Raw genomic sequence first — 14028 nt, 5'->3', positions numbered from 1 at the left:
CGGCACCAGGGGTGTGCGTATCGGGCGCGGGCCCGGATTCCTCGGCGCCGCCTGTCAGTACCGTGATGAGCACAATCAGGACGGCCGCAATACCGACGATCACAGCGGCGAGAGGTAGACGCTTCATCATGGTGACCTTTTGCGGGGGGTGTGGGGTGGTGTGGGGGTGGGTGCCCTGCCCCTGGGTTAGCTGCGCGCGCAAGGGCGGCGGCGCGACGACCCGGGTGTCGACGGCCGCGACGGGAGCGCTGCCGTCGAGCAACTGGACCAGCGAGCCGAGCCGCGGATGGTCGTAGAGATCGGCGACGGTGACGTGCGGATACCGCTCGCGCAGCGCGCCGACCAGCTGGGCGGCCGAGAGCGAGCCGCCGCCCAGATCGAAGAACTCGGCGTCGAGGTCGGTGGGTTCGGCGCCCAGGATGGCGTCCCAGAGCCCGGCGACCCAGGCCGCGGTGCCGCCGAGCCCGGATGCGGCGGGCTCCTCGGTGCTTGGTAGCGGCCAGGGCAGGGCGTTGCGGTCGACCTTGCCCGAGGTGCGGGTCGGCAGGTCGGCGACGATCGCGAGGCGCGGCACCAGCGGGGCCGGAAGCTGTTCGGCCAGAATCTCTCTGGCCTTCTTGATGTCGTAGTCGGGTCCGGGGCCGGTGAGGTAGCCGACCAGGATCTTGTTGCCCGCCTTGGTCGTCCGGATCGCGGCGGCCGCGCCGCTGACGCCGGGCAGGTGCTGCAGCGCGTTGTCGAGCTCGCCGAGTTCGATGCGGCGGCCGCCGATCTTGATCTGGTCGTCGGCGCGGCCGAGGAAGATCAGGCCGTCGGGATCGTTGCGCACCAGATCGCCGCTGCGGTACGCGCGCTCCCAGCCGAGCGAGGGCAGCGGGGCGTACTTCTCGGCGTCCTTGGCCGGGTCAAGGTAGCGGGCGAGACCGACGCCGCCGATCACCAGTTCCCCGGTCTCGCCCACCGGGACCGGCTGGCCCTGTGGGTCGACGACGGTGAGGTCCCAGCCGTCCAGCGGCAGGCCGATGCGGATCGGCATGGTGCCGTCGAGCAGTGCGGCGCAGGCGACGACGGTGGCCTCGGTGGGGCCATAGGTGTTCCACACCTCGCGTTCGGCGCCACCGGCCAGGCGTTCGGCCAGCTCCGGCGGGACCGCTTCGCCGCCGAAGATCAACAGCCGCACCGAGTCGAGCGCCTCGGCGGGCCAGGTCGCGGCCAGGGTCGGCACGGTGGAGACGATGCTGATCTCACGGCGCATCAGCCAGGGGCCGAGATCGGCGCCGGTGCGGACGAGCTCGCGCGGCGCGGGGACCAGGCAGGCGCCGTGGCGCCAGGCCAGCCACATCTCCTCGCACGAGGCGTCGAAAGCCACCGACAGCCCGGCCAGCACGCGGTCGCCGGGGCCGATCGGGGCACGCTGGAGGAACAGGTTGGCCTCGGCGTCGACGAAGGCGGCGGCATTGCGATGGGTCACCGCGACACCCTTCGGGGTGCCGGTGGAGCCGGAGGTGAAGATGATCCAGGCGTCGTCGGCGGGGCCGGGCAGGGTGTTCCAGTCGGAGGTGGGCGGGCGACCGGCGGTGGTGGTGGCCGATTCGATGCCGTCGGCGGTGGCCACGGCGCTCACCCTGGCCTCGCCGAAGACAAGCCGGGCGCGCTCCTCGGGGTCGTCGGCGTCGACGGGCACGTACGCGGCGCCGCAGTACAGCACCGCCAGGATGGTGACATACAGCGCGGCCGAGCCCGACGGCATCCGCACGCCGACCCGGTCGCCGGGATGCACGCCCGCCGCGGTGAGCTCGACCATCCTGGCCTCGATCGCCGCGATCAGTTCCAGGTAGCTGAGCACGACGGTGCCGTCGTCGATGGCCGGTGCGTCGGGGTGGGCCAGCGCGGTGCTGGTCAGGATGTCGACCAGGGTGCGCGGCGGCGCGGCCAGGTCGGCGCGTAACAGCGGATCACGCAACCTGGCCGGTTCCTCAGTGCGTGGCTCGAGCATCGTGCTCAGTCCACCTCTCATCGGTTGACCCCCATCGGTGTCGTCAGTCATTTCACGGTCGGGTTACCGGAGGGCAAACAGGATGGTCACCAGATGCCAACGGTACTCGGGAGGCGGGCGCCCGGACGGCAGCGTCGAGCGTGCCGTCGGCGCCGATCACGAGGGTGATTCCGGGGTCTCGCCCAGCGCGGTGACGGCGAGCTGGTGCAGCTGCCGCTGTTCGTCGGAGTCGAGCCGCGCGAGCACGCGCGCGGTGGCGTCGGCGATCAGGCGGTCGGTGCGCTTGCACTGCTTGCGCCCGGCATCGGTGATCCGCAGCCGGTATTTCCGCCGGTCCTTGCCGTCGCGGGTGCGTTCGACCAGGCCGCCGCGTTCCAGCGCGTCGATCAACCGGACGACTTCGCTGCGGTCGATGCCGAGCGCGTCGCCGACCTTCTTCTGGGTCAGGTCCGCGTTCTCCGCGATGAAGGTGAGCACCCAGTGATCGCGCAGCGGGACATCGATCTCGGCGTGCAGCGCCTTGGTGAGCCGTCCGAGCGCGTACACCGGGTAGCGCGGCAGGCCGCGGACGGCGTTCGGGTTCGTGGACATGGTGGCCACTGTAACAAATGATTGAGCGGATCAATCATTTGGGGAATCCATCATGGATGCGCTCGATCGTTGGGGTCATCACGAAGATTCGGCAAGTTCGTGGCAATCGAGCCCGGTCGGAATGCTGCCAACCCGTTGTGGCAGTGGCGGATACGGGGGTCGGCCGCGAGGTGTGGTTGGAGCGGCAGCGCCGGCGGTTTTCCTCCGGTCACGGCGGCGGTGTACTCGGGTGGTCGCCACGGCTGGAGGCGAGGGTGGTTGACAGCTTCGGTGATCGTCTGTCACTCTCGTCCACAGGTCACGAGTACCAGCGTCAAGCCCCGGCTAGCTGGTCGGCAACCCTCCTCCGCGGTGGGGTGCTCCGGGTGACGACCAGGCCGCCGTCCGCAGTGGGCGCGGCAAGCGCGGACTCGCCTCTTTCGAAGATCGAGTCCCTGAGCCGACGGGATTTCGTGATGACCGCAGTAATCGACCCCACCTGTGCCCTGGCCGCCGTCTCCGGCGCCGACCTGCGCGTACCGCTCGTCCAGGGCGGCACCAGCACCTACGCCAACTTCGACTACGCGGCGAGTGCGCCGGCGTTGCGGCAGGTCACCGACCGGATCTCGCAGCTGCTGCCGTACTACGCCAGCGTGCATCGCGGCGCCGGGTACGCCTCGCGGATCTCCACCGAGTGCTACGAGGCCTCGCGCGGTTCGGTGGCGCGGTTCCTCGACGCCTGCGACGACCAGGTCGTCGTGTTCACCCGCAACACCACCGATTCGCTGAACCTGCTGGCCGGGTGCGTGCCGGGGGAGACGGTGGTGCTCGACATCGAGCATCACGCGAACTTCCTGCCGTGGACAGCGCACGGGCGCCGGGTCGTGCGGGCCGCCGACACCGTCGAGGAGACCATTCGCGCCGTCATCGGCGAATTGTGCAGCAGGCCCGCGGCTTTGCTCGCGGTGACCGGCGCCTCGAACGTCACCGGTGAGGTACTGCCGCTGGAGCGGCTGGCCACCATCGCGCACCAGTGCGGAGCGCGGATCCTCGTCGACGCGGCACAGCTGGCCCCGCACCGCCGGATCTCGCTGCGCGAGAGCGGGATCGACTATCTCGCGTTCTCCGGGCACAAGCTGTACGCGCCGTTCGGCAGCGGTGTGCTGGTCGGGCGCCGGGATTGGCTCGACGCGGGAGCGCCCTACCTGGCCGGCGGCGGGGCGGTGCGGGAGGTCGGCGTGGACAAGGCCGACTGGGCCGCGGCGCCGCAGCGGCACGAGGCCGGCTCGCCGAATGTGCTCGGCGCGGCCGCCATCGCCGCCGCCTGCGACGCGCTCGCCGCCATCGATCCCGCCGAACTCGTTGCCCACGAACGCTTCCTGGCCGACCGGCTGCGCGATGGGCTCTCGGCGCTGCCCGGTGTCGAGCTGGTTCGCATCTGGTCCGACAGCCCCGATGCCGTCGGCATCGTCTGTTTCACCGTCGCCGATTACGCTCCCGGCCAGGTCGCCGCCTACCTCTCCGCCGAACACGCCATCGGCGTCCGCGACGGCCGCTTCTGCGCCCACCCGCTCCTGTCCCACCTCGGCCTCGACGCCGCCCTGCGCGCCAGCATCGGCCTCGGCACCACCGCCGCCGACGTGGACCGCCTCATCGACGCGATCACCCGCCTCGTCACCTCAGGCCCCACCTGGACCTACACCGCCACCGGCCCCCACTGGAACCCCACCCCCGAAACCCGCCCCCTCACCCCCGACGCCCTCGGCGCCGCCCCCTGCCTGATCGGCTGAGCCGCCTGGCGAGCGGCCGTGACCTCGAGGTTGCGGCCGCTGAAGTATCAGTCGACCGCTGAGTCGGGATCGATCAACTCGCCTCGTACGGTTCGCCCGAGGCGTGCGTCCTGCGCGGACTCGATGAGGTCCGTGCCGCCATGGGTAGCGATGAGGTAGTCCGTCATATCCATCGACTGGATAACGTCACCGGTACGAACCTGCTGGGAGATATCGTCCGAGAAGGTGAACGAGAACTCGCCTCGCGGTGATCGATGAATCACCATCGCGTTCAGCGTGCCGTGCGTCAGTACCTCGCCCGAGCGGCGGAGCTCGACGGGGTCTCCGATCTCGAATGTTCCTGTCGCGTATCCGACCGCGAATGGGTTCTGTCCGAAGCTGACGGGATATACGCCGGTGACGCGGAATTCGCTCATTCGCACGTGCTCCGTTCAGGTGTCGAGGGCGGTGGGGCGGTGGTATCTGCCGTTGTAGTAGAGGAGGGGGGCGGCGGAGGGGGAGTCTTGGGTTTCGTCGTGGACTCGGGTGACCAGGCCCACGGCGAGGGTGTGGTCACCGATGTCGATGAGCTGGTGGATGGTGGTGCGCAGCCAGATGGGGGTGCCGTGCAGGACGGGCTCGCCGGTGTCGAGGGTGGTCCAGAGGGCGCGGTCGGTGAAGCGTTCGGCGGCGGTGCGGGAGAAGCGGTGGGCGAGGTCGTGCTGGTGTTCGCCGAGGAAATGGATGACGACCGAGTCGGCGGCACGCAGGGCGTCGATGCTCGACGAGGTGTGCGCGATGTTGAACGACACCAGCGGCGGTTCCAGGGAGAGTGAGGCGAACGAGGTCGCCGTGAAGCCGACGGGGCCGCTCGCCGCGCCGATCGTCACGACGGTGACACCGGCCGGATAGTGGCGCATCGATGCCCGATATTGCTCGGCGGTGATCCCACTCAGATCGTCGGGCACCACCAGGTCTGCCGGAGTACGTCGCACTTCACCCACGGCCCCAACCTACGCCCGCGCCGGAACCGCGCCCATCGCCCGGTTCCCGCCCAGAACGCGGAGGGTGAACGCGACCTGCCACGCTCCGATGAACAGGGTGGGCAATCTCTCGAAGAATCCGGCCGATGAAGTCCCGCCTTCGGCGGTGCCTTCGAACGCGGCGAAGAACGCGCCGACCGCGACCAGGGACAGCACTCCGGTGACGATCGAGAACGCCGCCCAGGAGCCGAAGGGCCTGGTGACGGCGGCGAACGCGGCCAGCGGGAAAGCGAGAAACACGATCAGCGCGCCCATGTTGTGCACGGTGCCGATGCCGGTGACGGTGGCCGGCGCTCCGGCGGGGAAGCCGAGGGCGGGATCGGTGGGGAAGAAGCCGATCAGGATCAGTCCGGCGCCGGCGACGAACAGTGCTGCCTGACCCCCAGGTCCGCAGCGCCTCCGTGCGGCGGAGGCCGACCGCGAAACACCATGTCGAAACCCCGTAGACCACGAAGTTCGCGGCCTGGATCCAGCCGTGGGGGGCGAGGCTCAGGGTGCTGATGGTGTCGTGGGTGGAGTCGTAGCCGGGGCGCGCCGCGCCGTTGGCGAGATAGGTCAGGACGAAGACGACAGGTCCGGCCGCGCCCACCGTCAGCAAGGCGCGCGTACTAAGTACACTCATGTGTTCAACGTACACCGGCGATGTGTACTTAGTACGCACGAGGAAGGGAACCGCGTGACATTCCCCTGGGAGCGGCTGTCGCAAGCCGAAGCGGAGCCGGTCAAGGCGCTGTCCGCATGGCGTATCGCCGAGGCCGCTGTCGCCGTCGCCGACGCCGAGGGGCTCGACGCGATCACCATGCGCCGCCTCGCCACCGAGCTGGGCGTGGCGCCCATGGCCGCGTACCGGCACGTGGCCAACAAGGACGAGGTGCTGGAACTGATGGTCGACCTCGCGTACGGCGAGATCGACCTCCCGGCCGGAGCCGGCTGGCGCGCGACCCTGCGCGAGCTGGCGCTCGCCGTGCGAGAGCTGGTTCTGCGTCATCCCTGGTTGACACGGCTGGCGGCGCCGCGGATGGCCTACGAGCTGACACCGAACCGGATGGCGTTGACCGAGCGCGCACTGTCGGCGCTGCACCACGACCTCGGCCTCGACCTCGACGCGGCGATGTCCGCGGGCCGCGCCGTCTTCGCCTACGCCCTCGGCGCGACGGGGTCCGAACTCGGTCTGCGTGAACTCATGGACAGCAACGGTTGGGCCACCGGCGCCGATGCCCGCGCGGGTCTGGCCGCTCAGATGCGCTGGCTCCTCGAAACCGGTCGCTACCCCACTTTTCAGCGCTATGTCCACGAGGCCGCCCGCAAGGACGACCTGCGTTGGCAATTCGAGACCGGTCTCGATCAGCTCCTCGACGGCATCGCGCGGTGATTCGCGGCGTGGGAAACCGCTGGGCGCTCAGTCGACTCGGATCGGCAGGCCGGCGGTGATGCGCACCAGCTCGCGGAAGTTGGTGCGGAACACCGTGTTCGGGTGACCGCCCGCCGCCCAGACCTCCGTGTGTTCGGAGAGGGCCGTATCGACCCAGGTGGGCAGGTTGGTCGGGTGGCCGACCGGTGCGGTGCCGTCGATCGGCTGGCCGGTGACCTTCTCGACGAGTTCGGCGGGGGCGGGCCGGAGGGTGCCTTCCAGGCGTTTGCCGGTGCGGCCCAGATCGACGGTGTGATGGTCGGCGACCAGTAATAGCACCGGATCGTTGTCGAGCAGGAAGACCTGGGAGGTGGTGATCGCGGTCGGGTGGGCGCCGAGCGCGCGGGCGGCATCGGCGGCGGTGGACGCGGGCGTCTCGGGGCAGACGATGACGCCGTGATGCCCGCGGGCGATGAGCGTGTCGGCGACGCGGCATGCGACCGCCGGAAGAGACGACCTGCGCATGAATCCAGAGTAGGTGGATTGCGGGAAAGATGCCGGGGGAGTGGGAATTCGGGGTGCGGGGCAGGGCACGCGCGCACAGCTGACCCAGCGCCAATAAACTCGTCGCATGACTGATTGGCAGGCCTTCACCGTCGAGATCGCCGACCACGTTGCCCAGGTCACACTGACCGGGCCGGGTAAGGGCAACGCGATGGGACCCGATTTCTGGCGCGAGCTGCCGGAGATCTTCCGCGAGCTCGACGCCGACGCGCAGGTGCGCGCCGTCGTTCTCACCGGCGCGGGCAAGCACTTCTCGTTCGGGCTCGACCTGGCCGCGATGGGCGGAATGCTCGCACCCGTGCTGGCCGACGACGCGAAGGCGGCACCGCGCACCGAGTTCCTCAAGGTGGTCCGCGCCATGCAGGATTCGGTGACCGCGGTCGCCGAGTGCACCAAGCCGGTGATCGCCGCCGTCTCGGGCTGGTGCATCGGCGGCGGGCTGGACCTGATCGCCGCCGCCGATATCCGCCTGGCCAGTGCGGACGCCAAGTTCAGCCTGCGCGAGGCGAAGGTGGCGATCGTCGCCGACATCGGTTCGCTGCAGCGCCTGCCCGGCATCATCGGCGAGGGCAACCTGCGCGAGCTGGCCTTCACCGCCAAGGACATCGACGCGGCGCGGGCCGAGCGGATGGGCCTGGTCAACGAGGTGTTCGACGATCAGGAGGCCGTGGTCGCGGCCGCGCACGCGATGGCGCGCGAGATCGCCGACAATCCGCCGCTGGTCGTGCAGGGCATCAAGGACGTGCTGGAGCACCGGACGGCCCCGGCGGTGGCCGACGGCCTGCGCTACGTGTCGACCTGGAACGCGGCGTTCCTGCCGTCGAAGGACCTCACCGAGGCCATCACGGCGGTGTTCCAGAAGCGCGCGCCCGAGTTCAAGGGCGAGTAAAGGCGGTTCAAACGGTTGCCTCGGCAGCCGTTCTGTCTACATACTTGCATCACACAACTATTTGATTGATGCAAGTAAAGGTGATTCGACGTGAGTGAGCACGAGCCCGCGATCGACGCGATCGCGATCCAGCTCGTCCGGCTGCACCGGCTCCGCGATCGGGCCCTGGCCCAGATCAAGGACCATTCCGGCATCGACCCGGCGGGTTTCGTCGTGCTGTTCCGGCTGGTCTGTGACGGTCCGATGCGCTCGGGCGCGCTCGCCGAGGCGGTCCATTCGGACGCGTCGACGGTGAGCAGGCAGGTCGCCCCCCTGGTGGAGCGGGGGCTGGTGCGCCGCACCGCCGACCCCGAGGACGGCCGCGCCACGGTGCTCGAGGCGACCGACGCGGGCCGCGAGACCGCCGACCGGATCCGGGCCAGGCGCCGCGAGTCGATCGCGGTCGTCACCGAGGACTGGTCGAGCGAGGACCGCGCGGCCTTCGCGGCGCTGCTGACCCGCTTCGTCGCCGACTACGACGCGGCCCGCCCGTCGCTGACCCGGTCGCCCGAGCTGAGCGCCACCGCGAGGGAGAGCGATTCGTGACGACCACCGTCGATCAGGGGACGGAGTCGCCCGCTGGCTTCACGCACCGCCAGATCCTGACCATCCTGTCCGGGCTGATGCTCGGCATGCTGCTGGCCTCGCTCGATCAGACGATCGTGTCGACCTCCATCCGCACCATCGCCGACGACCTGCACGGCTATTCGCTACAGGCCTGGGCGACCACGGCCTACCTGATCACCGCCACGATCAGCACCCCGCTCTACGGCAAGCTCTCGGACATGTTCGGCCGAAAGCCGTTCTTCCTCACCGCGATCGGGCTGTTCGTCCTCGGCTCGCTGCTGTGCACGCTGGCCACCTCGATGTACCAGCTCGCGGCCTTCCGTGCCTTCCAGGGGCTCGGCGCCGGTGGCCTGATGTCGCTGGCGCTGGCCATCACGGGCGACATCATCAGCCCGCGCGAACGGGCCCGCTACCAGGGCTATTTCCTCGCGGTGTTCGGGATCTCGAGCGTGCTCGGCCCGGTGCTCGGCGGTCTGCTCGCCGGGCAGGACGTCATTCTCGGCGTGACCGGCTGGCGCTGGGTGTTCCTGGTGAACGTGCCGCTCGGCCTGCTCGCGCTGGTGGTGGTGACCAGGGTGCTGAAGCTGCCGCGCACGCCGCACGCCACCCATCGGATCGACTTCGCCGGCGCGGTGATCCTCGCGATCGGACTGGTACCGCTGCTGATCGTCGCCGAGCAGGGGCGCGAATGGGGCTGGGGCAGTACGGGGTCGGTGGTCTGCTACGTCATCGGCGCGCTCGGTCTCGCCGGTTTCGTCGCGGTGGAGAAGGTGATGGGTGATGCCGCGCTGATCCCGCTGCGCATCTTCGGCAACGGCACCTTCGCGCTCGGCGTGGTGATCTCGTTCGTCGTCGGCTCGGCCATGTTCGGCGGCATGCTGCTGCTGCCGCAGTATCTGCAGGTCGTGCGTGGCGCCGGGCCCACCGAGGCGGGCCTGCAGATGCTGCCGCTGGTGCTCGGGCTGATGCTCGGTTCCATCCTGTCGGGCCGGTTGATCTCCAAAACCGGCCGCTACCGGGTGTTTCCGGTGATCGGCGCGGCGACGCTGACCGCCGGGCTGTTCCTGCTGCACCTGCTCGACGCGACGAGTCCGCTGTGGCTGGCGATGGTGTTCATGGGAATCACCGGCTTCGGCCTCGGCAATCTGATGCAGCCGCTGACCCTGGCCCTGCAGAACGCGTTGCCGCCCAAGGACATGGGCGTCTCCACCGCGTCGGCGACGTTCTTCCGGCAGATCGGCGGCACGCTCGGCGCCGCGGTGTTCCTGTCGATCCTGTTCTCCCTGCTCACCCCGAACATCACCGAGCAGATGGAGCGGGCGGCGAGCGATCCCACCTATCAGCAGGCGGTGATCGCGGGCGCGCAGAGCGCCAATCCCGCCGACGCCGCGCTGGCGAAAGGCCTGCTGGCCCACGACACCTCGGCCGCGGGCACGGTACTGAGCGACAGCTCGATCATCCAGCAGCTGGATCCGACGCTGGCCGAGCCGTTCCAGGTGGGCTTCGCCGACGCGATGTCGACGGTGTTCCTGGCCGCGACCGGCGTCGCGCTGCTCGCCCTGATCCTGGTGCTGTTCTGGAAGGAAGTGCCGCTGCGTATGCAGGGCGGCATCCAGGCGGCGGGCCGGCGGGAGGACACCGCCGAGCCGAGCTGAACAGGTGGTGAAGGTGGAAGTGCCCATGGTGGGGTGAAAGTCCCCCTAGGGGTGGCTGTTTCGGGGCGGCCGGGTCCATAGCGTTCGTTACGTCGAAAACGAACACAGAGGAGTACCCGAAATGCGCATCAAAAACACCATCGCCGCCGGACTGCTGGCCCTGGCGACCGTCGCCGGGGTGTCGACGGTCGCCGCGGGCACGGCATCCGCGGGACCGGAGGGCACCTACTACGGCACCTACGCGACCCTCGCCGCCTGCCGGGCGGACGGCGAGTCGTCCTACACGGGCGGCTACTACTGGGAGTGCGTCGAATACTGGGACGGCTGGGACCTCTACATCTGGTACTAGTCACCCGCGGGAAGGGGCATCCGGCCGAGCGCCGGGTGCCCCTTCCCGCGTTCGGTGGGACCGGATGCTGGGCAATTGGCTAGATTGTCGGTCTGAGTTCCCCCGGAGAGAGATTTGTCCGCATGCTGAAGTTCGCCGTGCTCGGTGAGATCCGTGCCTGGCGCGGTGGGACCGAGCTCGACCTCGGTTCCCGGCAGCAGCGCGCTCTCCTGGCCGCGTTGCTGCTGCGGACCGGCCGATCGGCGACCGTCGACGAACTCATCGACGACGTCTGGGGCGAGAACCCCACCGCCAGCGCCGTCGGCGCGCTGCGCAACCACATCCTGCATCTGCGCCGGGTGCTGGAACCCGAGCGCGCGGCGGGCGCGCCGCCGAGCGTGCTGGTGGCCCTCGGTGGCGGCTACGCGCTGCGAGTGCCCGCGGGCTGCGTCGACATCGAACAGGTCGACGAGCTGCTGGGCGGGCTGCACACCGCCGATCCCGGCGCCGCGCGCGAGGCGATCGAGGCCGCGCTGCGGTACTGGACCGCGACGCCGCTGGCGGGTCTGCCCGGACCCTTCGCCGAGCGGCAGCGCACCCACCTCACCGACCGGCGCCTGCTCCTGCTCGAACAGCGCGCCGAACTGGACCTGCGACGCGGCCGCTACGCCGAGGCCGTCGCCGAACTCACTCCGCTGTGCGCCGAACATCCCCTGCGGGAGCGGCCGCGTGGCCTGCTGATGACGGCGCTCTACCACTCCGGCAGGCAGGCCGAGGCGCTGCGCGTCTACGCCGACACCCGCCGCGACCTGGTCGAGCAGCTCGGCATCGAGCCCGGGCCCGAGCTCGCCGAGCTGCACCGGCGCATCCTCGCCGGCGAGCTGGCGCCGCCCGCCGCGCCGCCGCGGCCACGGGTGCCGCAGCGGGTGGCCCAGTTGCCCGCCGACGTCGTCGACTTCACCGGGCGCGGCGATGTGGTCGACCTGCTCGTCGAGCGGCTCACCGCCGGCGGCACCGGGGTGCCGGTCTGCACGATCGGCGGCATGGGCGGGATCGGCAAGAGCGCGCTGGCCGTGCACGTCGCGCATCGGGTGCGTGATCGGTTCCCCGACGGGCAACTACACGTCGACCTGCACGGCTTCGCCGCCGACCGCGCGGGTGGGGCGACCGCCGCCGACACCCTCGGCGACTTCCTGCGCGCGCTCGGCGTGCAGGAGGGCGAACTCGCCGGTGGCGCCGCCGAACGGGCCGCCCAGTTCCGCAGCAGGCTCGACGGCAAGCGGGTGCTCGTCGTCCTCGACAACGCTCGCTCGGTGGACCAGATCGTGCCGCTGATCCCCGGCACACCTGGGTCGGCCGTGCTGGTCACCAGCCGGTCGGCGCTGCCCGAACTGCCGGGCAACACCGCGGTCCGCCTCGATGTGCTCACCGACGCCGAGGCGCACAGGCTGCTGGCGGGCATCGCGGGACCGTGCCGGATCGCCGCCGAACCAGAGGCCGTCGCCGCGGTGCTGCGCGCGTGTGGCGGGTTGCCGCTCGCGGTGCGGATCGTCGGGGCCAGGCTCGCCGCGCGCCCGGCCTGGACCGTACACACCCTGGCCGAGCGGCTGCGCGACACCGAGCAGCGGCTCAGCGTGCTGCGTACCGGGGAACTCGCGGTGGAACTGGCCTTCCGGATCAGCTACGACCAGCTCGACGCCGGGCACGCGCGGGCCTTCCGGATGCTCGCGGTGCCCGAGGTCGGCGAGATCTGCACCGAGGGCGCGGCGGCGGTGCTCGGTGTCGACGTGCTCGACGCCGAGCAGGTGTGTGAGGACCTGGTGGATCTGAATCTGCTGGAGACCACCGCGCCGGGGCGCTACACCTATCACGACCTGCTGCGTCTGTTCGCCAGGGAACTGCCGTCCACCGGGCAGTCGGATCCGCCGCTCACCGCGCTGCGCAGGCTGCTCGACTTCTATCTGGCCACGGTGAAACACACGGTGGCCGTGTGCAATCCGGGTACCCGGTTGCCCGAGCACCTACGCCCGACCACGGCGCCGGGCATCCGTTTCGCCGACGAGCACGCCGCCCAGGCCTGGCTCGTCGAGCAGCGCCACAACCTGGTCTCGTTGTATCGCCAGTGTGCCAAGACCGGCGGGCCGGTGCTGGCTCCTGCCGCCGACATCGCCTGGGCCACCGCCGAACTCATCGACGGCGGCGCGAACTGCCTGGAAGTCGCGCGGGCACTGGAGGAACTGCTCGACGCCGCGCTGCGCACCGGTGATCGCTCGGTGGAGTGCCGGGTGCGGGTCGCCCTCGGCGCGCTGTTCGCCTATTCGCTGGGTGCGCTGCGGCAGGGGCGCGACCACCAGCGCATCGCGCTGTCGCTGGATCGCGGCACCATCAGCGACGCCAGGCTCACCGCGTTCGCGGCGCAGCTGCTGTCGTCCTCGACCCGGCGCGGGACCGAGACGGCCGCACCGCTCGCGCATTCGGCCAGGGCGATCCGGCTGGCCAGGCGGATCGGCGACCGCGCCATCGAATGCGCGTGCCTGGTGCACGAGGTGAAGACGCTCTCCGACGCGGGCGAGTACGCGGCGGCCCGCGAACGCGCGATCACGGCCAAGGCGCTGGCGGCGGAGCTGGGCAATCGGTCGCTGGCGGTGATGGCCACCCACGAACTCGGCGTCACCCTGGCCTATCAGGGCGAGACGGCCGAGGGGGTGCGGTTGTGCGCGGAGGCGGTGGCCTCGGCGCGGGTCGGCGGGATCGAACTGCGGCTGGGCTGGGCGCTGTCGCGGCTGGCGCACGTGCTGCTGATGGCGGGCCGGGCGCCGGAGGCCGAGCCGGTCGTCGACGAGGCGATCGAGGTGCTCACCCGGGCCATCGGCCCGCTGACCAGGGCGCGGGTCCTGGTCTTGCAGGGGCTGATCAAGCAGGCGATCGGCAGCCCCGCCGCGGCGGAGGAGTCGTTCCTCGCGGCGGCGGAGGCGTTCGAGTCGATGCAGGATCCCCACCTCACCCACGAGCGCCTCGACGCCGAGCTGGAGGCGCCGGTGCTGGCGCTGCTGCACGACCACCTCGCCGCGGTGCGTGCCCGTCGCGACATCATCGCGGCGTCATAGCGGCATCATCGCGGCCCCGAATCGGGTTGCGGCGGTGGCGAACACCTGTGTTCACGCGATAGATTGGGTTACGTACACCGGTATTCGCGCAGGCGAGCCGCGTCGTCGCCGGGGGGTCGGCGGCCCGGACCGGGTAACGAGAACGGGAAG

12 protein-coding genes, 2 pseudogenes and 1 riboswitch are annotated in these 14028 nt (G+C 70.5%); of the genes and pseudogenes, 7 read left to right on the top strand and 7 right to left on the bottom strand.

What is annotated here, in order from left to right; translation table 11 throughout:
- A partial coding sequence (locus QH270_RS16740) for a non-ribosomal peptide synthetase (RefSeq protein ID WP_280343083.1) occupies positions 1-1996 on the bottom strand: 1996 nt, incomplete at its 3' end.
- A 156-nt stretch (positions 1997-2152) separates the two neighbouring features.
- Entirely contained in the window at positions 2153-2587 is a 435-nt protein-coding gene (locus QH270_RS16735) for a MarR family winged helix-turn-helix transcriptional regulator (RefSeq protein WP_280343080.1), read from the bottom strand.
- A gap of 296 nt (positions 2588-2883) precedes the next feature.
- A riboswitch (SAM riboswitch) is annotated at positions 2884-2998 on the top strand.
- A 44-nt stretch (positions 2999-3042) separates the two neighbouring features.
- Between QH270_RS16735 and QH270_RS16730 the strand changes: the two genes are divergently transcribed.
- A complete protein-coding gene (locus tag QH270_RS16730; protein ID WP_280343078.1) occupies positions 3043-4356 on the top strand; it encodes an aminotransferase class V-fold PLP-dependent enzyme in 1314 nt (437 codons plus the stop codon).
- 47 nt (positions 4357-4403) lie between these two features.
- Here QH270_RS16730 and QH270_RS16725 read toward each other — a convergent pair whose 3' ends face one another.
- The 4 genes and pseudogenes from QH270_RS16725 to QH270_RS34690 form a co-directional block, all read right to left on the bottom strand.
- Positions 4404-4772 carry a hypothetical protein gene (locus QH270_RS16725; RefSeq protein ID WP_280343075.1) on the bottom strand — a complete coding sequence of 123 codons (369 nt, stop codon included), beginning with the start codon at positions 4770-4772 and terminating at the stop codon, positions 4404-4406.
- A 15-nt stretch (positions 4773-4787) separates the two neighbouring features.
- Positions 4788-5255, bottom strand: coding sequence for a flavin reductase family protein (locus QH270_RS16720; RefSeq protein ID WP_280343102.1), 468 nt, complete (start codon positions 5253-5255; stop codon positions 4788-4790).
- Positions 5256-5348: 93 nt separating this feature from the next.
- Positions 5349-5774, bottom strand: a pseudogene (locus QH270_RS16715) (DUF998 domain-containing protein); the annotation flags it as partial.
- 25 nt (positions 5775-5799) lie between these two features.
- Positions 5800-6000: pseudogene (locus QH270_RS34690) on the bottom strand (DUF998 domain-containing protein); the annotation flags it as partial.
- A 54-nt stretch (positions 6001-6054) separates the two neighbouring features.
- Here QH270_RS34690 and QH270_RS16710 point away from each other — a divergent pair.
- A complete protein-coding gene (locus tag QH270_RS16710; protein ID WP_280343073.1) occupies positions 6055-6750 on the top strand; it encodes a TetR/AcrR family transcriptional regulator C-terminal domain-containing protein in 696 nt (231 codons plus the stop codon).
- A 27-nt stretch (positions 6751-6777) separates the two neighbouring features.
- Here the strand turns inward: QH270_RS16710 and QH270_RS16705 are convergent, their stop codons facing one another.
- Positions 6778-7254, bottom strand: coding sequence for a YbaK/EbsC family protein (locus tag QH270_RS16705; RefSeq protein ID WP_280343070.1), 477 nt, complete (start codon positions 7252-7254; stop codon positions 6778-6780).
- Between the two features lie 106 nt (positions 7255-7360).
- On the opposite strand from QH270_RS16705, the gene QH270_RS16700 reads away from it, so the two are divergent.
- The 5 genes from QH270_RS16700 to QH270_RS16680 all read left to right on the top strand — a co-directional run bounded on the left by QH270_RS16700 (position 7361) and on the right by QH270_RS16680 (position 13878).
- Positions 7361-8182: a crotonase/enoyl-CoA hydratase family protein gene (locus QH270_RS16700; protein ID WP_280343068.1), complete on the top strand. Its 822-nt coding sequence runs from the start codon at positions 7361-7363 to the stop codon at positions 8180-8182.
- A 90-nt stretch (positions 8183-8272) separates the two neighbouring features.
- A complete protein-coding gene (locus QH270_RS16695) occupies positions 8273-8767 on the top strand; it encodes a MarR family winged helix-turn-helix transcriptional regulator (RefSeq protein WP_280343065.1) in 495 nt (164 codons plus the stop codon).
- On the top strand, positions 8764-10443 hold the full coding sequence (locus tag QH270_RS16690; RefSeq protein WP_280343063.1) for an MDR family MFS transporter: 1680 nt from the start codon (positions 8764-8766) through the stop codon (positions 10441-10443). Before QH270_RS16695 ends, QH270_RS16690 begins: the two co-directional genes overlap by 4 nt.
- Before the next feature lie 121 nt (positions 10444-10564).
- Positions 10565-10792, top strand: coding sequence for a hypothetical protein (locus tag QH270_RS16685; protein ID WP_110041415.1), 228 nt, complete (start codon positions 10565-10567; stop codon positions 10790-10792).
- A gap of 122 nt (positions 10793-10914) precedes the next feature.
- Positions 10915-13878, top strand: a complete 2964-nt coding sequence (locus QH270_RS16680) for an AfsR/SARP family transcriptional regulator (protein ID WP_280343060.1) — start codon at positions 10915-10917, stop codon at positions 13876-13878.
- Positions 13879-14028: the final 150 nt, after the last annotated feature.

Source organism: Nocardia neocaledoniensis (genome assembly GCF_029868625.1).
Classification (GTDB): Bacteria; Actinomycetota; Actinomycetes; order Mycobacteriales; family Mycobacteriaceae; genus Nocardia; species Nocardia neocaledoniensis_A.
Note: the sequence above shows the minus strand (reverse complement) of the source record. Positions and strands in the feature narration are given on the sequence as shown.

Bases quoted from the DNA above. Each gene is read 5' to 3' on its own strand.
- QH270_RS16735 (WP_280343080.1), bottom strand. From the start codon at position 2,587: ATGTCCACGAACCCGAACGCCGTCCGCGGCCTGCCGCGCTACCCGGTG.
- QH270_RS16730 (WP_280343078.1), top strand. From the start codon at position 3,043: ATGACCGCAGTAATCGACCCCACCTGTGCCCTGGCCGCCGTCTCCGGC.
- QH270_RS16725 (WP_280343075.1), bottom strand. From the start codon at position 4,772: ATGAGCGAATTCCGCGTCACCGGCGTATATCCCGTCAGCTTCGGACAG.
- QH270_RS16720 (WP_280343102.1), bottom strand. From the start codon at position 5,255: ATGCGCCACTATCCGGCCGGTGTCACCGTCGTGACGATCGGCGCGGCG.
- QH270_RS16705 (WP_280343070.1), bottom strand. From the start codon at position 7,254: ATGCGCAGGTCGTCTCTTCCGGCGGTCGCATGCCGCGTCGCCGACACG.
- QH270_RS16700 (WP_280343068.1), top strand. From the start codon at position 7,361: ATGACTGATTGGCAGGCCTTCACCGTCGAGATCGCCGACCACGTTGCC.
- QH270_RS16685 (WP_110041415.1), top strand. From the start codon at position 10,565: ATGCGCATCAAAAACACCATCGCCGCCGGACTGCTGGCCCTGGCGACC.
- QH270_RS16680 (WP_280343060.1), top strand. From the start codon at position 10,915: ATGCTGAAGTTCGCCGTGCTCGGTGAGATCCGTGCCTGGCGCGGTGGG.